Annotated in this window: 18 protein-coding genes; 8 read left to right on the top strand and 10 right to left on the bottom strand. The window is 72.9% G+C overall.

Annotated elements, in window-relative coordinates:
* The 4 genes from ACH34S_RS16230 to ACH34S_RS16215 are packed head-to-tail and all read right to left on the bottom strand — an operon-like array spanning window position 1 to window position 6,227.
* Window positions 1-1,263: a hypothetical protein gene (locus ACH34S_RS16230; RefSeq protein WP_395953471.1), complete on the bottom strand. Its 1,263-nt coding sequence runs from the start codon at window positions 1,261-1,263 to the stop codon at window positions 1-3.
* On the bottom strand, window positions 1,260-3,875 hold the full coding sequence (locus ACH34S_RS16225; protein WP_395953470.1) for a hypothetical protein: 2,616 nt from the start codon (window positions 3,873-3,875) through the stop codon (window positions 1,260-1,262). The genes ACH34S_RS16230 and ACH34S_RS16225 overlap by 4 nt, the downstream gene beginning before the upstream one ends.
* Window positions 3,876-3,889: 14 nt before the next feature.
* Window positions 3,890-5,488, bottom strand: a complete 1,599-nt coding sequence (locus ACH34S_RS16220) for an Hsp70 family protein (RefSeq protein WP_395953469.1) — start codon at window positions 5,486-5,488, stop codon at window positions 3,890-3,892.
* A complete protein-coding gene (locus ACH34S_RS16215; protein ID WP_395953468.1) occupies window positions 5,481-6,227 on the bottom strand; it encodes a nucleotide exchange factor GrpE in 747 nt (248 codons plus the stop codon). Before ACH34S_RS16215 ends, ACH34S_RS16220 begins: the two co-directional genes overlap by 8 nt.
* 161 nt (window positions 6,228-6,388) lie before the next feature.
* On the opposite strand from ACH34S_RS16215, the gene ACH34S_RS16210 reads away from it, so the two are divergent.
* Window positions 6,389-7,066, top strand: coding sequence for an ACT domain-containing protein (locus ACH34S_RS16210; protein ID WP_395953467.1), 678 nt, complete (start codon window positions 6,389-6,391; stop codon window positions 7,064-7,066).
* A 15-nt stretch (window positions 7,067-7,081) separates the two neighbouring features.
* On the opposite strand, the gene ACH34S_RS16205 is transcribed toward ACH34S_RS16210, so the two are convergent.
* On the bottom strand, window positions 7,082-8,041 hold the full coding sequence (locus ACH34S_RS16205; protein WP_395953466.1) for a carbohydrate kinase family protein: 960 nt from the start codon (window positions 8,039-8,041) through the stop codon (window positions 7,082-7,084).
* Between the two features lie 71 nt (window positions 8,042-8,112).
* Here ACH34S_RS16205 and ACH34S_RS16200 point away from each other — a divergent pair, with 71 nt between their 5' ends.
* Both ACH34S_RS16200 and ACH34S_RS16195 read left to right on the top strand, forming a co-directional pair.
* Window positions 8,113-8,757: a class II aldolase/adducin family protein gene (locus tag ACH34S_RS16200; protein WP_395953465.1), complete on the top strand. Its 645-nt coding sequence runs from the start codon at window positions 8,113-8,115 to the stop codon at window positions 8,755-8,757.
* Between the two features lie 26 nt (window positions 8,758-8,783).
* Window positions 8,784-9,212: a TIGR03668 family PPOX class F420-dependent oxidoreductase gene (locus ACH34S_RS16195; protein WP_395953464.1), complete on the top strand. Its 429-nt coding sequence runs from the start codon at window positions 8,784-8,786 to the stop codon at window positions 9,210-9,212.
* Window positions 9,213-9,222: 10 nt separating this feature from the next.
* On the opposite strand, the gene ACH34S_RS16190 is transcribed toward ACH34S_RS16195, so the two are convergent.
* The 3 genes from ACH34S_RS16190 to ACH34S_RS16180 all read right to left on the bottom strand — a co-directional run bounded on the left by ACH34S_RS16190 (window position 9,223) and on the right by ACH34S_RS16180 (window position 11,924).
* Window positions 9,223-10,032 (bottom strand): alpha/beta fold hydrolase, encoded by an 810-nt coding sequence (locus tag ACH34S_RS16190; protein ID WP_395953463.1) that lies wholly within the window; start codon window positions 10,030-10,032, stop codon window positions 9,223-9,225.
* Window positions 10,033-10,103: 71 nt separating this feature from the next.
* On the bottom strand, window positions 10,104-11,102 hold the full coding sequence (locus ACH34S_RS16185) for an ADP-ribosylglycohydrolase family protein (RefSeq protein ID WP_395953462.1): 999 nt from the start codon (window positions 11,100-11,102) through the stop codon (window positions 10,104-10,106).
* Between the two features lie 15 nt (window positions 11,103-11,117).
* On the bottom strand, window positions 11,118-11,924 hold the full coding sequence (locus ACH34S_RS16180) for an AraC family transcriptional regulator (RefSeq protein ID WP_395953461.1): 807 nt from the start codon (window positions 11,922-11,924) through the stop codon (window positions 11,118-11,120).
* A 63-nt stretch (window positions 11,925-11,987) separates the two neighbouring features.
* On the opposite strand from ACH34S_RS16180, the gene ACH34S_RS16175 reads away from it, so the two are divergent.
* Window positions 11,988-12,398 (top strand): DUF2000 family protein, encoded by a 411-nt coding sequence (locus ACH34S_RS16175; RefSeq protein WP_395953460.1) that lies wholly within the window; start codon window positions 11,988-11,990, stop codon window positions 12,396-12,398.
* Here ACH34S_RS16175 and ACH34S_RS16170 read toward each other — a convergent pair.
* Both ACH34S_RS16170 and ACH34S_RS16165 read right to left on the bottom strand, forming a co-directional pair.
* A complete protein-coding gene (locus tag ACH34S_RS16170) occupies window positions 12,373-13,470 on the bottom strand; it encodes an acyl-CoA dehydrogenase family protein (protein ID WP_395953459.1) in 1,098 nt (365 codons plus the stop codon). The two genes, ACH34S_RS16175 and ACH34S_RS16170, sit on opposite strands and share 26 nt — an antisense overlap.
* 89 nt (window positions 13,471-13,559) lie before the next feature.
* Window positions 13,560-13,802 (bottom strand): hypothetical protein, encoded by a 243-nt coding sequence (locus ACH34S_RS16165; protein WP_395953458.1) that lies wholly within the window; start codon window positions 13,800-13,802, stop codon window positions 13,560-13,562.
* A gap of 132 nt (window positions 13,803-13,934) precedes the next feature.
* Here ACH34S_RS16165 and ACH34S_RS16160 point away from each other — a divergent pair, with 132 nt between their 5' ends.
* The 4 genes from ACH34S_RS16160 (at window position 13,935) to ACH34S_RS16145 (ending at window position 18,211) form a co-directional block, all read left to right on the top strand.
* Window positions 13,935-14,516, top strand: a complete 582-nt coding sequence (locus ACH34S_RS16160) for a Uma2 family endonuclease (RefSeq protein ID WP_395953457.1) — start codon at window positions 13,935-13,937, stop codon at window positions 14,514-14,516.
* Window positions 14,517-14,643: 127 nt separating this feature from the next.
* A complete protein-coding gene (locus ACH34S_RS16155; protein ID WP_395953456.1) occupies window positions 14,644-15,501 on the top strand; it encodes an NADP-dependent oxidoreductase in 858 nt (285 codons plus the stop codon).
* Window positions 15,502-15,732: 231 nt separating this feature from the next.
* Window positions 15,733-17,328: a hypothetical protein gene (locus ACH34S_RS16150; RefSeq protein WP_395953455.1), complete on the top strand. Its 1,596-nt coding sequence runs from the start codon at window positions 15,733-15,735 to the stop codon at window positions 17,326-17,328.
* A 145-nt stretch (window positions 17,329-17,473) separates the two neighbouring features.
* Complete coding sequence (locus ACH34S_RS16145) at window positions 17,474-18,211, top strand: thioesterase II family protein (RefSeq protein WP_395953454.1); 738 nt, start codon at window positions 17,474-17,476, stop codon at window positions 18,209-18,211.
* Window positions 18,212-18,412: the final 201 nt, after the last annotated feature.

Below are 18,412 nucleotides of genomic sequence, written 5' to 3'. Positions count from 1 at the left end.
CTAACCACCTCCGGGGCGGACGCCCTCGAGCATCCCGAACCGGTACAGCAGCCACAGCAGCGGATCCTCGGCCCGGTACGGCCGGACGCCGCCCGCCCCGACCCGGTCCGCGTCGGGGACGCCGCCGAGCGCCGACAGCCCGAACAGCGCGTGGTCGGCGTACTGCTGCCCGAGATAGGTGTCGAGCTGCCCGGCCTGCCAGTCGTGCAGCAGCGCCCTGACCTGCTCGTTCACCGCGTCCCTGTCGTCCAGGTCGAGGACGCCGGAGCCCGATCTGGAGCGGTGCAGCGCCGACTGCCTGAGCAGCCCCGGCCGCAGCACGTCGATCTTGGTGAGCGCGACCGCGACCGGGACGGGCAGCGGCTCGCCCGGCCGCGTCCCGTGCCGCTGCCGCAGCGTGTCGGTGACGCGGGCGATGATGTTCAGCGGCTCGCTGTCGGGGTCGTCCCCGGCGCCGCGCGGCGCGGTCACGGCGTCGCGGACTCCCGTCCGCGCGCCGGGCAGCTCCAGCGGGTCGACCAGGAACACGACCGCGTCCGCCGCCTCCAGGTACCGCAGGTGCAGGTCGGTGACCTCGCGGCTGCGCAGGTCCTCGCCCGCGGTGTCGAACAGCACGAGCGCGAGCGAGTCGTTGCGCGGGCGCGCGAAACGCCCCCGCCGCCCCCGCCGCGTCCGGGTGAGCAGGTACACGAGCGGTTCGCGCGGGCCGGTCGCCGCGCTGGCCGTCGTCGGCAGCAGCCGCCGCTCCTCCAGCAGGGGGCGCGCGAAGTCGCGCTTGTACCGCTCGATCGTGCGGTCGTCGCAGGCCACGAGTGACGCGTCCAGCTCGGTCCCGACCCGGTTCATCAGCTCGTGCAGCAGGACGGCGATGTAGGTGCTCTTGCCCGCGTTCTTCGCCCCGACCAGCGCGACGATCCGGCCGGGGGAGTCGCAGTACGCGGACGGCAGCGGGTTGTGGCACTCCGGGCAGGCCCGGTTGCCGGTCGCGACGCCGCATTCGGGGCATTCGGCTTGCCCCTTGCGTCCCGACGCGGCGAAGACCGGCGGCAGCGACGCGCCCGCCGTCGAGCCCGTGTACGCGGCGAGCGCCTCGTCCAGGACGGGCGCGCAGCCCTGCCGCCGCCCCGCCTGCCCGCGGCACCGGAACAGGATCCGCTGCGGCGCGACCGACTCGAAGCAGTACGGGCACGTGATGCCGTTCTTGGGAGCGCGCGGCCTGGACGGCACCCCGGGGAGGCCCACGCGGGCGAGCGGCCTGGTCATCGGGTGACCTGGAGCCGGCGGACGGGGGGATCGGTCAGCTCGACCACGTCGTCGTCGGCGAAACAGCGCAGCCAGTACGGCCCGGACGCGTCCGGCACGGCAAGCGACAGCTCCCCGGGCACCGGCACCTGCTCCCACGCGCCGAGCGTCTCGCCGTCGGCGGCGCGGTGCGGCATGACCCGGCCGGTGCGCAGCACCAGCGACAGCCGCGCCACCCGCAGCGGGCGCGACGAGGTCAGCCGGATCGTCAGGTACCGCCGCCACGGCGGGCCCGACCGCTCCACGTCGTAGCGGACGATCGCGCGGGCCGCGACCCGGGCGGTCACCGGCGTCCCCGTCACCCGGGAGCCGCCGACCGTCCCGGCCGCCGCGACCGACAGCTCGACGGGCTCGTCCTCCGGGACGGGCAGCCGGATCCCGCCCTGCGTGTCGTAGGCGGCGCGGGTCACGGTCTCCGCCGACGGCGGGTCGGCGATCTGCAGGGCGTCCCGGCCGATCCGGTAGCCGAGCTCGACCTCGGCGACGTCCGGCGGCCAGTCGAACCCGACGTGCACGTGGTCGCCGCGCCGCTCGGCGATCAGGCGGCGCGGCGGCGGCAGGTTCACGTGCCGGTGGTACGCGCCGATCGCGGCGCCGCCCTCCGCCACCGACACCGCGAGCAGCCATCCGCTCGCGCCCGGCCGCACCGCGAGCCCGCCCGGCACCGGGGTGCACGCCAGCCGCCGCGTCTCGCGCCGGACCTCCTCCAGCGGGACGAGCGCGCTGCGCGGCCACGGCGGCGGCCCCTCCGACAGGACCAGCTCGACCGTCCCGTTCCCCGGCGGGTCGAACCGCACCGTGAGCAGTCCCGGATCGGCCGGATCGGTCTCGGTGGCCAGCTCGAACACCGGCTCGGGCGCCGCGCTCGGCGTGACCGACGCGCGCACCCCGTCCGTCACGACCTCCCGCCCGGACGGGTCGAGGTAGACGGCGGCGATCCGGTAGTGGTGCGTCCGGCCGTTGGGCACGCGCTCGCGGAACCCGTCGCGCCCCGCCGGGACGGCCGTCCCGTCCCGGACGACGACGACCCGCGCCGCCTCCGCCGGGCACCGCCACCGCCCGGTGACCTGGCCGTCCCCGGCGAGCAGCGCGACCTCGCCCGGCTCGGGCCGCACGACCACCGGGCCCGCGACCGCGGGCGCGGCGACGGCGTCCCCGCGCGTCGCGAACACCGCGTAGAACACCTGCTCGTTGACGGGCGGGCTCTCGTCCAGGACCCCGGTGATCACGGTGCCGTCCCGCACGTCGCGCGGCGCCCGGCCCACCTGCCGGACGACCTGGTAGCCGATCTCGCCCGCCGTCGAGGGCGACGGCTCCCAGGAGAGCCGGACGGCGCCCGCGTCCACGTCCGCGCGCACCGACGGGACGGGACGCGGCGGCAGCCGGTGCCGGTGCGCGGCCGCGCCGGGCAGGTCGCGGACGAGGCGGAGCGCGTCGTCGAGGAGGCGGTGCGCGCGGTCGGGGTCGGGCTCGGCGGCGGCGGTCTCGCGGAGGCGCAGCGCGGTGTCGAGCCGGTGCCGGGCCTCGGCGGCGAGGACCTCCTCCTCCGGCGGGTCGGTCCCGGCGGAGGTGGCCGTCGCGGTGGGCACGTTCGAGGCGTCCGCCAGCTCCGCCGCCGCGAACACCTCCCCGGCGTCGAGCAGCGCGCGCAGGCGTCCGGCGAGGCCGCCGCCGGGGCCGGTCTCGCGGACGACGGCGAACACCATGCGGCGGGCGTCGCGCCGGTCGATGCCGAGGTCGTCGGTCGCGTACCGGAGGAGGGCCTGCTCGGAGGCCCGCTGCCGCAGCCGCTCGCGGAGCCGGTCGACCACGTCGAACAGCACCAGCTCGGGGAGCGGGGCGTCCGAGCGGAGCGCGGCGAGGATCGTGTCGGCGTGCGTGGTGCTGGTGTCGCGGCTGCGGCGCGCCCACTCGGCGGCGACCGCCGCGACCGCGTCGTCGTCGAGGCGGAAGGCGCCGCCGGGGGCGGCGAAGCCGTCCAGCAGCCGGATCGCGCCGGTGAGCCGCCCGCCGAACACGAAGTCGGCGAGGTGCCGGGAGCCGAGGACGTCCAGCGACTCCTGCACCTTCCGGTAGGCCGGGTAGGGCGCGGCGGCCGGCAGCGCGTCGGGCTCGCGGATCTCGATCCCGTCGGCGGCGGCGACCCGCTCCAGCTCGGCGCGCGTCACGCCGCCGGTGCGGGCGATGCCCTCGACCTCCGCGGGCGTCGCCATCCTCAGCGCCCCGGCCGCGTCGGCGAGCCGCGCGCGGGCCTCGGTGCGGCGCCGCTCGGTGCGCTCCCGCCCGCCGCGCAGCCGCGCCTCCAGCGGGCGCAGGTCACCGCGCTCGGCGGCGGCGAACAGCGGCGTCAGCTCGCGGTGCTCGGCCTCCAGCCGGTCGATCAGCTTGCGGTACTTCAGCTGCCCGCGGGCCCGCCGCCAGCACTGCCGGACCTCCTTGACCCGCGCCACCACCACCGGCCCGGTAAGGGGATCGGGCAGGGCGTAGCGGGCGCGCAGATCTTCGGGAGGCTGGTCGCCCGCCGCCCGGGCGGGTTCCAGGACCTCCCGCCGGTAGTCGTCGTCGAACGCCACGGGCGCCTCCCGGCTCAGCTCACCTGGACCCGGGAGAGGGCCTTCCGGGAGCGCTCGACCTCCTCCTCGGACATGCCGCCGACGTCCACCTTCAGCTCCAGCCGCTCCCCGGTCTCCTTCTCCACGGCCGTGACGTTCAGCAGCCCGGACGCGTCGAGCGCGAACGTCACGCCGATCGGCCAGCCCGCCTTTTTGCCCGGCGGGACGCGGATCTCCCCGGTCGCGATCTCGGTGTTGTCGATCAGGTCGCCGGACTCGACCACGCCCGCCTGCTCCATCACCCGGATGTCGGCGGACGCCTGGTCGTCGTACACGGTGAAGAAATCCTCGGTCTTCGCGGCGGGCAGCTCGTCGTTGGCGTGCACGAGGTGCGCGACGCTCTCCGCGCCGGTCTCCCGGTCGACGACCACGATCCCGAACGCGTGCGACGCGACCGTCTTGATCTGCCGCCCGGCGATCTGCTTCTGCTGTTCGGCGGACAGGCCCGCGCGGTTCGCCATCTCCTCGGCCTGCTCGGCGGCGCCCTCCCGGACGAACCGCCGGTACGTCTCCTCGAACGCGTACAGCGCGGCGCCCTTCGCGACGGCGAGGTCGGGGTCCTGGAGGCGGGGTGGCAGGCCCAGCTCGGTCGCCAGCCGCGCCGCGACGACCGGCATCTTCGTGGACCCGCCGACGAGGACGAGGTCGTCGTAGTCGTCCACGCCCTTCTCGGCGGCGGTGGACAGCGTCCGGCCGGTGATCTCGACGGTGCGGTCGAGGAGGTCCTTGGTCAGCTCCTCCAGCTTCTCCCGCGTCACCTCGACCGACGCGACCCGCCCGCCGTGCATGACCCGGACGGTGTGCGCGGTGCGCGTCGTGAGCGCCTTCTTGGCGTCCTCGGCGTCGCGGCGGAGCTGCTGCTCGGTCTGCTTGTCGTCGAGCGGGTCGCCCGCGTCGGGGTGCTCGGCGCGGAACCGCTCGGCGAGGTGCTCGACCAGCCGCGCGTCCCAGTCGGCGCCGCCGAGCTCGTGGTCGCCGTCGGTGCACACCACCTCGATGTGCCCGCCGCGCAGCGCGATGACGGTGGTGTCGAACGTCCCGCCGCCGAGGTCGTAGACCAGGATCGTGCGGTCCTGCTCGGGGTTGAGGACGCCGTAGGTGATCGCGGCGGCGATCGGCTCGGACACGATGTCGATGACGTTCAGCCCGGCGATCCGGCCCGCCTTGCGGGTCGCGTCGCGCTCGGCGACGCCGAAGTAGGCCGGGACGGTGATGACGACGTCGCGGGTCTCCTCGCCGGTCGTGGTGCGCGCGTCGGTCGCCAGCTTCAGCAGGATGAACGCCGACAGCTCCTCGGGCGTGAAGTCGATCCCGTGGATGGGCCGGGTCACGTCGCGGCCCATGTCCCGCTTGATGAGGCTGACGACGTTGTCGGGCTCCAGGACGGCGGTGTCCTTCGCGGTGGCGCCGACGACGACGTTCTCGCCGCTCTCGAAGTACACGACGGACGGGGTGGTGTCGGTGCCCTCCAGGTTCCGCAGGACCGCCGGCCGCCCCACGTCGTCGATGGAGGCTATGCAGGAGTACGTGGTTCCCAGGTCGATCCCGTAGACGGCCATGTCCCTCTCACCCATCGGTCTTCTGCGTGTCCGCCTTCAGCGTCTCGCCGTTCCCGGCGCTCCGGCGGTGGTTCGCTCCGGCTTTGACGGTGCGTCCGGTCCCGTTCGGCCGGGCGTCCGCCTTCGTTTCCGGTTTGTCGTCCGTTTCGGGTTTTTCGTGCTTCGTTCCGAGTTTCCCGACACGGACCGCCGCCTTGCGCAGCACCTTCCCGCTCTGCTCGAACCCGTCGGACTCGACGCCCGTCACGGTGCCGTCCCGCAGCGGGTCGTCGACGGGCGTGACCGCGACCGGACGGTGCCGCGCCGCGTCGTAGGGCGCGCCCGGCTCGACCGTGAAGCGCTCCACGCCGAGCCGCGCCAGCGCGTCGGCGACGTCGTCGGCGACGGCCTCCAGCAGCAGCGCCATGGCGCGCGGGTCGGGCGGGTCGGCGAGGTCGGGCGCGGCGAGCCGGCCGGACTCGCGGCGCGCCTGGTCGTGCAGCCGGTACAGCGCGGCGCGGACCGGCTCCAGCATCGCCTGCAGCTCGCCGCGCCGGAGCCGCTGGTTCTCCTCGTGCAGCCGGTCGATGACGGCCTCGCGGTGCGCGGCGCGCTCGTGCTCGCGGTCGAGGCGGGCGGCGAGCCCGGTGAGCGCGTCCCTGACGTCGGCGCGGAGCGCCGCACCGTCCGCCCCGCCGCCTGCCGGCGTGCCCGGCTCCGCTTCCGGCCCGGTTCCGGATCCCGCGCTGACTGGGGGTTCCCCGTCACTCGACACGTGCAGTTACCTTAATGGTGGGCGACATGAGGCGATAGGCCCGCTGGTGACCTTCACTGGACTCTAGTTTGACCCGTGCCCGCCATTCCAGCACCGCCCCCGGCGCCGTTTTCCCGCGTCGTCACCCCTGGGTAACACGAACGAAACGGGTTTCGCGGACGATGGGGGCCACGGAGGGGGAACTGGAGGTGGCGATGTTGCTGCGGATACGCGTCCGCCTGCCCGACCGTCCCGGATCGCTGGGGCAGGTGGCGCGCACGCTGGGGGCCGCCGGCGCGGACGTCGTGCAGATGGCGGTGCTGGAGCGGGACAACGGCCGGGCGATGGACGACTTCACGGTCGCGTGGCCCGCGGGCGTGGACACCGGCCGGCTGAGCGACGGGCTCGGCGCGGTGCCGGGAGTGGAGGTCGTCGGGGTCTGGCCGACGGCGGAGCCGCAGGGCGCGTTCCCGGACGCCGCCGTGATCGGGCAGGTCGCGGCCGTCCCGGAGCGCGGCGCGGAGATCCTCGCCGACGCCGTCCCGGCCATCCTGAGCGCCGATTGGGCGGGCCTCGCGGAGCTGACGGCCGCAGGCGGCGCGGTGCTGACCCACGCCAGCGTGGGCGGCAAATCCGGAGCCGATCTGCCGGAGCTGCTGCCGCTGCGCCCGCGCGCCTTCACGGCGGCGGACGGCACGCACTTCGCGGTGTGCCCGCTCGCCAAGGGCACCCTCGCGCTCGTCGTCGCGCGGACGGACGCGCCGCCGTTCCACCGGACGGAGGTCTTCCGCCTGGAGCAGCTCGCGGGCGCGGCGGACGCGGTCCTGACCGGCGACCGCTCCGGGCGCTCGCCCGTCTGACCGGCCGCCGCCGGCCTACGCCAGCAGGCGGAGGACGTCGTCCAGGCTCGTGAGGCCGGCGCCGGAGCCGAGGCCCTGCGCGACGGTCGCGGCGGCGGCCGTGCCCCAGCGCGCCGATTCCAGGACGTCCCGCCCGTGCGCGAGCCCGGTGATGAACCCGGCGCAGTAGGCGTCGCCGCAGCCGGTCGTGTCGGCGACCTCGACGGGCAGCGCGGGCAGCCGGTGCACGGCGGGCGCGTCGGCGGGGCCGGTCGCGACGAGGCTGCCGTCGCCGCCGAGCGTGACGATCACGGTCCGCGGGCCCTGGGCGAGGAGCGCCCTGGCGGCCTTCTCGGGGTCGTCCTCACCGGTCATCGCGGCGGCCTGCGCGTCGTCGGGCAGGAAGTGGTCGACGTGGGGGAGGAACGCGGCGGCGCCCGTGAGGAGATCGGGCATGGCCGACAGGACGTCCATGGTGACGATGGTGCCGGTCTCGCGGGCGGCGTCGAGCATCGCGAAGAACACGGGGTCGTTGAGGCCGGCGGTGATGTCCGGGCCGCCGAGGTGCACCAGCCTCGCCGCGCCGAGCAGCCCCGGACCGACCGCACCGGCGGTGAGGGTCAGGTTGGCCCCGGGGGCGTGCAGGATCGGGTGGCCATGCCCTTCGGGCGGGCCGCCCTCCTGCCCTCCTGGTGGGATCGGGAGGATCGAGGCGGCGGTCTGCGCGGCCGTCCGGCGGACGAGCCCGCGCACGTCCACCCCGTTCCGAGACATGAGCGTGACCAGCAGGTCGCCGAGGTCGTCGTCGCCGATCGCGCCGACGGAGACGACGTCGTTGCCGAGCCTGGCGAGCGCCACCGCGGTGCCCGCCGCGGCCCCGGCGGCGGTCACCCTGATCTCGTCGACCACGACGACGGCGTCCGGCCCGCCGGGGCCGTGGGGCACGGGCCTGGCGTGCACGTCCAGGATGTGCGCGCCGACTGTCACAACCGCCATGACCGGTCCCCTCAAAGATCGTCAGGGCCGTAGCGTAGCCGTGCAAGATCGGGAACGTGAAAGGTGTTCGCATGTTGTTGTCGGACGAAAGGGACGAACTAGGTGCGATCGGTCGGCGGCTGGCCGATACCGGCCTGGTCATCGGTTCGTCCGGCAACATCAGCGTCCGGTCGGGCGATCTCGTCGCGGTCACGCCGGGCGGGATGCGGCTCGACCGGATGGCGCCCGCCGACTGCCCGGTGATCACCCTGTCGGGCCGGGTCGTCGAGGGGGAGCGGGCGCCGTCGTCGGAGACCCCGATGCACCTCGCGCTCTACGAGGCCACCCAGGCGGCGGCGATCGTGCACACCCACTCCACCTACGGCGTCGTCGTCGCGACGACGATGTCCGAGCTGCCGCCGATCCACTACAACACCCTGCTGCTCGGCGGGGTGGTGAAGGTCGCCGAGTACGCCACCTACGGGACGCCGGAGCTCGCCGCCGGCGTCCGCGCGGCCATGGCCGGAGGCATGCGCGCCGCGCTGCTGGCCAACCACGGCGGCGTCGCGATCGGCCGCGACCTGGACGAGGCGTTCGAGAACGCGCGGCTCCTCGAATGGCTCTGCGGCGTGTACGTCCGGGCCAGGGCGATCGGCGAACCGCGCGTCCTGACGGAGGAGGAGCTGGCGAAGGTGGCCGAGCGGGGCCTGACGCCTCCCGGGTTCCCGCCGTCGTAGGCGGCGGGGCGTGGCAGGCTGAGGGGGTGCCGAAGCTTTCGCCGGACGAGGCGCGCCGGCTGCTCGCGACGGTCCCGGTCGTGCGGCTGGCGACCGTCGGGGAGGACGCGCGGCCGCATCTCGTCCCGGTGACGTTCGCCGTCCACCGGGGCGCGGTCTACACGGCCGTCGACCACAAGCCGAAGAGCACCAGGGACCTGCGGCGCCTCGCCAACATCCGCGCCAACCCGCGTGTCGCGCTCCTGGCCGACCACTACGAGGACGACTGGGACCGCCTGTGGTGGGTCCGCGTCGACGGCCACGCGTACATCGTCGAGGATCCCGCGCGCATGGCCGAGCCCGTCCGGCTGCTGGCCGAGCGCTACGCCCAGTACCGCGAACGTCCGCCCGAGGGGCCGGTCATCGTCGTCACCATCCAGGCCTGGACGGGCTGGGCGGCGGCGACCGCGTCCTGACCGGGCGCTCTCACGACTCCTTGAGCGAGCGGTCGAAGCCCAGAACGGCTTCGGCGACCTTCTCGGGGAAGTCCACATGCGGCTGGTGCCCGGCGCCGTCCACCAGGACGAGCTCGCCGTTCAGCCGGTCCCTGACCCACTCGGCCTCCGCGACCGGGTCTGGCCAGTCGATGTCGGCCGTCCCCATGACGACCAGCGCGGGCGCGGCGACCCGGTCGAGCCGCGCCTCGGCCTCGGCGTGCGACATGTCCAGGTACTCGGCGATGACCTTGGCGCGGCCCGGCCGCTTGAAGCTCGCCTTCAGCTTCGCCTTGTGCTCCGCGAAGTCCGCGGGCGGCGTCGGCACCCACTTCGGGTAGTACGACATGTAGAGCGGCACCGCCAGCCCCGGGACCCGCATCAGCGCGACGGTCAGCTTCTGCGAGAACCCGGCCTTGCCGTCCCGGACGAACGGCCCCGCCAGCACCAGGCCCCTGATCAGCTCGGGCGCCTCCGCGGCGACCCACACCCCGGCCGCGGCGCCGTTCGAGCAGCCGTAGACGAGGGCGGGCCCGGCGTCCAGGTGCCGCAGCAGCGCCAGCAGGTCATGGGCCAGCGGCGTGCTCCCGTACTCGGGCCAGCCGGCGCTGGTGTCGCCCATCCCGCGCTGGTCGACGGTCACGACGCGGTAGCCGGCGTCGAGCAGCGGCGGCTTGAGGAACCGGAACTGCGACCGCAGGTCGAGCATGGACGGCAGGCACACGATGAGCGGCCCGTCGCCGTCGTCGTCATAGGCGAGCCGTCCGCCGGGAAGGTCGAGGTACCGGGTCTGCTCGCTCATCGTGCGCTCCTTGCGTTTATATAGCTCTATGGCTAAGAAGATTAGCTTTCGCGCTACGTGAGGTCAAGCGATCAGTCCCAGGCGGCACCGATCCTGGTCAGCTGGTCGGCGTACTCGATGCGCGCCGCCCACTCGCCGGGCCAGGCGTCCATCCCGAGGTGCGCGCCCGCGAACGCGCCCGCCAGGCAGGCGATCGAGTCGGAGTCACCGGAGCTGGCGGCGCCGCGCCAGATCGCCTCGACGGGCTCGTCCGGGAAGAGCAGGAAGCACAGCAGGCCGGTCGCCAGGGCCTCCTCGGCCGTCCAGCCCGCCCCGGTGATCTCGCAGGGGTCGGCCGCGCGGTCGCCGCGCCTGAGGGCCTCGTCCAGCGCGTCGAGACGTTCGAGGCACTCGTCCCAGCCGCGGGCGATGAACGTCTCCGGGGCGTCGACGCCGGGCCGCTGCCACAGGGTGTCGAGCCACCGCTCGTGGTACACGCCGCGCTGGTCGTGGCACCGGTCGCGAAGCGCGCCGGGCAGGTCGGACGGGTCCATGCCGTCCGCCAGCCACCGGACGGCGAACGCGGTCAGCTCGCTGGCGGCCAGCCCGGTCGGATGACCGTGCGTCAGCGCGGCCTGGAGCTGGGACGCGCCCGCCCGCGTCTCGTCCGTCAGCCCGGGCGCCAGCCCCACCGGCGCGACCCGCATGTTCGCGCCGCAGCCCTTCGAGCCCGCGACGGTGGCCTCCACCCACGGCTCCCCGGCGGCCAGGCCCCGGCACGCCCGCAGGCACGTGTTCCCCGGCGCCCGGTTGTTGTCGGGACTGTTGAGCCAGTCGACGAAACGCCGCCGCCACATAGGCGTAATCAGGTCCGGTGTGAATGGCGGGTTCGCCAGGGCGTCCAGCATGGCGACGCCGACCGCGATCGCCATCTGCGTGTCGTCGGTGACCAGCGCGGGATCGCCGTTGAGCTGCGTAGGCCCGTGGTCGCCGAAACGGCGGTGTATCTGCTTCATGGTGAGGAATTCCGTAGGCGCGCCCAGTGAATCGCCGTACGCCAACCCGAACATCGCCCCGCTCGCCCGCTTCATGCGCGGCATTCTTCCTCAATTCGTGCGAGCCTCGCGGAAACCGCCGGGCGTCATCCCGTAGCAGCGGACGAACCAGCGCGTCAGATGGCTCTGGTCCGCGAAACCCGTCACCGCCGCCACGTCCCCGATCGCGTCGCCCCGGGCCAGCAGGCGGCGCGCGGCACGCAGGCGGAGCTGCCGCTGGTAGTCGCTCGGCGCCATCCCGTACGCCCGCCGGAACCCCCGGTAGAGCGCGAACCTGCTGCACCCCGCCGCCGCGGCCAGCTCGTCGGCGCCGATGTCGTCGAGGTAGGCGTCCTCCAGCCGCCGCCGTGCCCGCTCCACCGCACCCGGTACGTCCGCCGCGCGGGGCCGCCGCGTGGCCGCCCGGTGGACCATCGCGCCGACCGCCGCGGTCAGCAGCTCGTCCCGGCGCAGGGCGGGCGCCCCGCCGAGCAGCGCCGCGTGCAGGCCCCGCAGGTTCCGCGCCAGGACGGGATCGGCCACCACGGGGGAGCCGAACAGCGGGAGCCCCGCCGGACGGTCCGCGATGTCGGCGAGCACACCGGACACCAGCTCCGGCCCGATGTGCACGATCCGGTAGGTGAAGCCCAGCTCGTCGGCGGCGTGGCCGTCGTGCGGATCGTCCGGGTTGAACGCGATGACCATCCCGGCCGCACTCGTGTGGGCGCCGCCCCGGCACCGGAACGCCTGGTACCCGTCCTCGGTGACGCCGAACGAGTACGACTCGTGGCTGTGCCGGTGGTAGACGTGCCGCTCGAAATGCGCGTGCATCGCCTCCAGCGGCCGATCGGCCGACCGCCAGTACCTACTCCAGTCCACTTGATCCAGTGTGGCGCACGAGCGTTCAATACAGCCCGCCCCCACTCCTGGAACCTGGACGGCATGCGTTTCGACACCAAGATCGGGATCGTGGTCCGCGACGACCTGGCCGCGTGGCAGCGGCTCAACGTGACCGCTTTCCTGGCCAGCGCCGTGGCCGGCGGCGTCCCCGGCGTCATCGGCGAGCCCTACGAGGACGCGTCCGGCAACGAGTACCTGGCGATGTTCCGGCAGCCCGTCCTCGTCTACGAGGCCGACGCCGCCGCGATCCGCACGGCTCACGGCCGCGCCCTCGCCCGCGAGATGCGGATCGCCGTCTACATCGAGGACATGTTCAAGACCGGCCACGACGAGGCCAACCGCGAGACCGTCCGCGCGGTCACGGCCGATGAGATGCCGCTCGTCGGGTTCGCCGTCCACGGGCCGAGGAACGGCGTCGACAAGGTCCTCAAGGGGCTGCGCTTGCACCCGTGATGGCCAGCGCGGCAAGGCGCTCCCGATGCCTTTCGGGGGCGCCGAACAGCTGCCGCGACCCCTGGGCCCGCTTGAAGTACAGGTGCGCGTCGTGCTCCCAGGTGAACCCGATGCCGCCGTGCAACTGGATCGCCTCGCCCGCCGTGTGGAAGAACGCGTCCGAGCAGTACGCCTTGGCGAGCGCGGCGGCGGCGGGCAGCTCCTCTGGGCGCTCGTCCGCGGCGGCCGCCGCGTTCAGCACCGCCGACCGCGCCGACTCCACCAGCACGAACATGTCCGCGCACCGGTGCTTGATCGCCTGGAACGACCCGATCGGACGCCCGAACTGATGGCGCACTTTCGCGTACTCGACCGTCATGTCCAGCGTCTTCTGCGCCCCGCCGAGCTGCTCCGCCGCCAGCGCCACCGCCCCCACGTCGAGCGCCCTTGCCACGGCCTCCGCACCGCCCACCCGCCGCGCGAGAGCCCCGTCGAACGCGACCCGCGCCAGCTTCCGCGTCTGATCGACGGTCGGCAGCGGTTCCCGGACGACCCCACCCTCATCACCCGCCACCGCGTACAGCCCGACCCCGTCCCCATCCCTGGCCGCGACGAGCAGCAAATCGGCGACATGCCCGTCCACGACGAAACTCTTGGTCCCGCGCAGCACCCCACCCTCGAACACGGTCTGCACCGACCCGAGATCCCAGCGCCCGTCCTCCTCGGCGACCGCGAGCGTCGCGATCACCGACCCGTCCGCGATGCCTGCCAGCAGGTCATGGCCGCCGTCCCCGGCCTCCAGCGCCGCCGCGGCCGTGACCACCGCGAGGAACGGCGCGCACGCCACGGCCCGCCCCATCTCCTCGAAGACAACCGCCAGTTCCCGCATCCCGTACCCCGCGCCGCCGTGCTCCTCCGGGACCGCGAGGCTTTGCAGCCCGAGCTGCTCCGCCATCAGCGCCCACATCCCGGGGTCGTAGCCCTGGGCCGTCCTCATCAGCCGCCGCACCTCGCCGGACGGCGACCGGTCGGCGAAGAAGCGCCGCAGCGCGTCCCGCAGCTCCCGCTGTTCCTCGGTGACGACGAGCTCCATCCCGGCGGCCTCCCATGCTGGTACCGGCCGCCATCCTGCCGCACGCCCGCCGCCCGCCTCACCGGCGTCTCCCGCCCAGCGGGACCAGGTCAGGGCGCCCAGTCGTGCGGCCCCAGCACGTACCCCTTTCTGGTCGAGTGCACGTGGTTGATCGACACCAGGTGGCCGAGCGCGGCCCACAGATCCTCCTCGGGCCCGCCCACCAGCCGCCCGATCGTGTCGAAGTCCGCAGCCCCGCCGTCCTTGTCGATCTCCGCGACGGTCTCGTACACGATCAGCTCGAAGTCCGTAAGCTCCTGAACATCCCCACGCCGCGCATCTCGCTCATCCATACCCGACCCGTGCCCGTTCCCGGACGTTCTATCTGTCTCGGTTCAAGCGCGGACACACTAGTACCAACTGCGATACGTGTCCGGTCTGTCACAGGCTGCTTGTAAGTTCCTCCCTTGACGAAAGGAGCCCGCATGAGCGCGGCAGGGGATCTGGCGCAGATGGACCTGGACTTCATCCAGAAGAGCTTCCTAGAGGATTTCAGGTATCCGAAGGGCCTCCACGGTGAGCTGATCGATGGAGAGATCTTCATCACGGGCGTCCCGGCGCGATGCCATGAGCATTGCCTTTCCGAGATCGTCACGCAGATCGTCCGAGGGTCTGCCGGCACGTTCCAGCCTGTCTTCCGGGCGGGCCTCCGGGTGCCGGGCATCGAGGGTTTTCCGGAGAACCACGTGACTCCCGATGCCATGCTCGCCGCGGCTGAAAGGCGCGCCTTTCACGGCGACGACCCGTGGATGTCCCCGGACGGTCTCTCCATGGTCGTGGAGGTGACCGACGCACAACCGGAGCGCGATCGGGAGGCCAAACGGTACGGGTACGCGCGGGCGGGCATACCGCTCTACCTGCTCGTGGATCGTCAGGAGAAGAAGGTGACGCTCTTCAGCGGACCGGAGGAGGACGACTATCGCCGCGCCGAGCGGGTCCGATTCGGGAAGACGATCCTGCTGCCTGCACCGTTCGAGGTCGAAGTGGACACGTCCAGTCTCCTTTGAGCTGTCACAGGTCCATGTGGTGCGTCGTCTCACTGGGGAGACGGAACAGAGCGATGAGGCGGGGGAACCTGTGAGAGCAGTGCGGATTCATGAGCGTGGGGGTAGTGGCGGGCTTGTTCTGGAGGACGTGCCGTTGCCGCAGATGGCCACCGGGGACGTGCTGGTGCGGGTGCGGGCGGCCGGGTTCGTGCCGGACGAGCTCGACTGGCCCGGTACGTGGGTCGACCGGGCGGGGCGGGATCGGACGCCGTCCGTCCCGGCGCATGACGTCGCCGGGGAAGTGGCCGAGGTCAGGTACGGGACCACCGGGTTCGCGGTGGGTGACCGGGTTTTCGGCCTGACCGACTGGCATCGTGACGGGGCGGCGGCCGAGTACGTGGCGGTGGAGGCACGGAACCTCGCGGGGATGCCGCCCTCCCTCTCGTTCACCGATGCGGCGGCGCTGCCGCTGTCGGGGTTGACGGCCTGGCAGGGGCTCTTCGTGCACGGGCGGCTGGAGGCCGGGCAGACGGTCGTCGTCCATGGTGCGGGCGGGGGTACCGGTGTTCTGGCCGTTCAGCTGGCTCGGCAGGCCGGCGCGCACGTCATCGGTACGGGACGGGGGCGGGTCGTCGACCTCGTGATGAAGATGGGGGCGCATGAGTTCGTCGACCTGGAGACGCAGAGGTTCGCGGACGCCGTCGGGCCGGTGGACCTGGTGTTCGACACCATCGGTGGTGAGCTGCTCGAACAGTCCGCGGGCAAGGTGAAGGCGGGGGGTGCGCTCGTGTCGATCACGGCGCCGCCGCCCGTGCGGCCCGAAAACGGGCGTGCCGCCTTCTTCATCGTCGAACCGGATCGTGGTCAGCTCGCCGAGCTGGCGCGACGGGCCGGGACGGGCGAGCTGCGGGCCCATGTCGGGGCCGTCCATCCGCTGGACGAGACGCGTGAAGCGTTCCAAGGCAAGAAAAGAAGCATTCCCGGCAAGGTCGTTCTTGAAATCTGATGCGGGTGTGAGGTATGCCACGCCTGCGCGATCAAGATCGGGGATATGGTCGTCCTGTAATCCGGGACGGAACTCCCCGCAGGTGATCCTTCCAAGGATTTCTCATCCGGTTCTGCGCCCACTCACATGACCTCTGTCATCGAACAGAAGGGAACTACGGTGAGGCGCTGGAGAACAGCCCTGATCAGTGTCGCCGCCATCGCGGCGTTACTCGTCCCCGTGCAGACGGCCATGGCCGATGGGCCAAAGGAGTCCAAGGCTCGCGGTCTTCTGTCCGGGCAGCCCTACTTCAAGCTGGGACACAGCAAGATCAAGCCCCCCGCGCGGGCCAGCGCGGCGGCCGACCACGCGATCACGCTTCGCGGGATCGACTTCACCGGCCAGGCGGTGGCGCCCCTGGCCAGCCTGATCGACCTGGCGAGCGGCGCGGAGTACCCGCTCACCGAGTCCGGTGCCACGCTCACCGGCGTCGTCCCGGCCGGCGACTACAGCCTGACCGGGATCGTCGTCACGGGCGACCCGTTCGCGCCGACCGACCTCGCCCTCTACGGCAACCCCACCCTGACCGTGGCCGGTGACGTCGACCTCACCATGGACGCCCGGACGGCCACCGAGATCAAGTCCGTCAGCCCCTCGGCGACCGCGACCGAGTTCCACAGCCACGCCCAGATCATCCAGACGATCGCCGGGCAGGAGATCTCCGCGTCCGTGAGCGGCCGGCCGGAGACCACCCTGCGCAGCTGGCCGTCGGCCACCACGACCCGGCCGTACCACTTCACCTACGCCGAGGCCAAGACCGAGCCGACGAACACGCGCGCGTACAAGCTCGCGTTCCCGACGACCGGCCGCATCCCCGCGAACCTGACGTTCACCGCGACGACGAGCAACCTGGGACTGGTGAACACGACCTTCGCGTCCCAGGGGATCGCGTCCGAGGGCGTCGGGCCGCACGTCTCGCTCATCGACTTCACCGGTATCGGCGGAGAGACGCTTGGGCTCACGATCCCCGCGAGCGCGCCGAGCAGCCAGCAGATCTACTACTCGGCGAACAGCGTGAATTGGAAGAGCAACTACTTCTACAACCTCGACACCGTCCAGGTGCCGGAGAACCAGCTCGAGTGGCGCTCGTACACGGCGGGCGGCACCCATTCCGAGACGTTCAACAAGGCCGCGTTCGGGCCGACCGTGAACGTCGGGCACGGGGAAGGGACGATCTTCGTCCGCCCGCTGGTGACCGACACGGGCCAGCAGGGCAACCTGAACCTCAGCGGCAACACCAGCAGGGGGACGACCGGCACGGTCACCCTCTACCGCAACGGGTCGCTGGTCGGCGTGAGCAGCAACCCGCTGGCCGGTGACTTCGCGGTGCCGCCCGAGTCCGCCACCTACGAGGCGGTCATGTCGACGCAGCGCAACACCGGCTGGTCGAAGTACGTCACGAAGATCGACGCTCGGTGGACGTTCACCTCCGCCGAACGTCCCGGTGACCCGTTCGAGGGGCAGCACCGCCTGCTCCAGCCGCGGATCACCGGCGCCTTCGACAGCAGCGGGCGCGGGCCGTCCGGCACGACGTTCCCGCTGACGGTCGCCGTGGAGCGCGCCACGGGCGGGAGCGCGGTGTCCTCGATCTCGCTGCAGGCGTCCTTCAACGACGGTGCCACCTGGGTCAACGTGCCGCTGACCGGCAGCGGCACCGACCGCTGGACCGGCAACGTCACCCATCCCTGGTCGCACAACAATTTCGTGGCGTTGCGCTTCAACGCCTCCGACGGCTCCGGGAACTCGGTGCAACAGACCGTGACCCGCGCCTACGGCCTGCGGTGGTGACGCAGAGCTGACGCGGTCCCGGGCGTTCTCGCGGACGTCCGGGGCCGCACCCGCGTTCGGGCCGGACGCGCGGAGGCCTTAAGGCGGAGGCTTTAAGGTGGCGGCGGAGACCGGCGCGTCCGCCGCCGCGAGGAGGAGTGATCACGTGACCTGGTTCCACTGCGCGGAGAGCCGCCCCTGGGCGTCGGTGCGGCTGTTCTGCCTGCCGCACGCGGGCGGGTCCGCGGTGTTCTTCCGGCCGTGGGCCAAGGAGATCGACCCGGCCGTCGAGGTGCACGCCGTCCGGTACCCGGGACGCGCCGACCGGATGGCCGACCCGCTCGTCGCCGACGCGCACCAGCTCGCCCGCCTCATCGCCGGGGCGATGGCGCCGCTGATCGACCGTCCGGTCGCGCTGTTCGGGCACAGCATGGGCGCCCTGCTGGCGTACGAGGTGGCGCGGCTGCTGCAGGAGCGGGGCACCGCCCCGGTGCACCTGTTCGCGTCCGGCACGTGCCCGCCGCACGACCGCCACGACAGCGGCATCTCCAAGCGGGACGACGACGGAGTGATCGAGGAGCTGGTGAAGCTCGGCGGCACCGACGCCGAGGCGCTGCGCGAGCCGGAGCTGCGCGAGCTCGTGCTGCCGTACGTCCGGAACGACTTCGCGCTGGTCGAGAACTACGTGCACCGGGAGGGCGTCCGGCTGACCGTCCCGGTCACCGCCATCATCGGGGACGACGACACGGAGGTCACCGAGCGGCAGGCCGCCGGATGGGCGGACGTCACCGACGGGCGGTTCGCGCTCACCGTCCTGCCCGGCGACCACTTCTACCTGGTCGAACGGCAGCAGGACGTCATCGCGGAGATCCTCCGCGCGCTCGAGGTGCCCGCGCCCCCCTGAACGCGGAGATAGAGCGGCGGGCCGGTCGATCAGCGGCTCAGTAGATCTCGAAGCCGGGAAGGTCGTCCTCGAAATCTGAGGAATGGTGTGATCATCACCACGGCCGCCGGGCCGGGATCGAGGATATGGTCGTCCTGTAATCCGGGACGGGACTCCCCGCAGGTGATCCTCCCAAGGATTTCTCATCCGGTTCTGCGCCCA

Origin of the sequence: Actinomadura sp. 3N508, assembly GCF_044326375.1 — a bacterium.
In the GTDB taxonomy this organism is placed as follows: domain Bacteria; phylum Actinomycetota; class Actinomycetes; order Streptosporangiales; family Streptosporangiaceae; genus Spirillospora.
Note: the sequence above shows the minus strand (reverse complement) of the source record. Positions and strands in the feature narration are given on the sequence as shown.

Excerpts from the sequence above, each read along its gene's own strand:
- ACH34S_RS16170 (WP_395953459.1), bottom strand. The coding sequence starts at position 13,470 with ATGGAGCTCGTCGTCACCGAGGAACAGCGGGAGCTGCGGGACGCGCTG.
- ACH34S_RS16165 (WP_395953458.1), bottom strand. The coding sequence starts at position 13,802 with ATGGATGAGCGAGATGCGCGGCGTGGGGATGTTCAGGAGCTTACGGAC.
- ACH34S_RS16190 (WP_395953463.1), bottom strand. The coding sequence starts at position 10,032 with ATGAGCGAGCAGACCCGGTACCTCGACCTTCCCGGCGGACGGCTCGCC.
- ACH34S_RS16200 (WP_395953465.1), top strand. The coding sequence starts at position 8,113 with ATGTTGTTGTCGGACGAAAGGGACGAACTAGGTGCGATCGGTCGGCGG.
- ACH34S_RS16230 (WP_395953471.1), bottom strand. The coding sequence starts at position 1,263 with ATGACCAGGCCGCTCGCCCGCGTGGGCCTCCCCGGGGTGCCGTCCAGG.
- ACH34S_RS16205 (WP_395953466.1), bottom strand. The coding sequence starts at position 8,041 with ATGGCGGTTGTGACAGTCGGCGCGCACATCCTGGACGTGCACGCCAGG.
- ACH34S_RS16160 (WP_395953457.1), top strand. The coding sequence starts at position 13,935 with ATGAGCGCGGCAGGGGATCTGGCGCAGATGGACCTGGACTTCATCCAG.
- ACH34S_RS16185 (WP_395953462.1), bottom strand. The coding sequence starts at position 11,102 with ATGAAGCGGGCGAGCGGGGCGATGTTCGGGTTGGCGTACGGCGATTCA.
- ACH34S_RS16210 (WP_395953467.1), top strand. The coding sequence starts at position 6,389 with ATGGGGGCCACGGAGGGGGAACTGGAGGTGGCGATGTTGCTGCGGATA.
- ACH34S_RS16220 (WP_395953469.1), bottom strand. The coding sequence starts at position 5,488 with ATGGGTGAGAGGGACATGGCCGTCTACGGGATCGACCTGGGAACCACG.
- ACH34S_RS16150 (WP_395953455.1), top strand. The coding sequence starts at position 15,733 with ATGGCCGATGGGCCAAAGGAGTCCAAGGCTCGCGGTCTTCTGTCCGGG.
- ACH34S_RS16175 (WP_395953460.1), top strand. The coding sequence starts at position 11,988 with ATGCGTTTCGACACCAAGATCGGGATCGTGGTCCGCGACGACCTGGCC.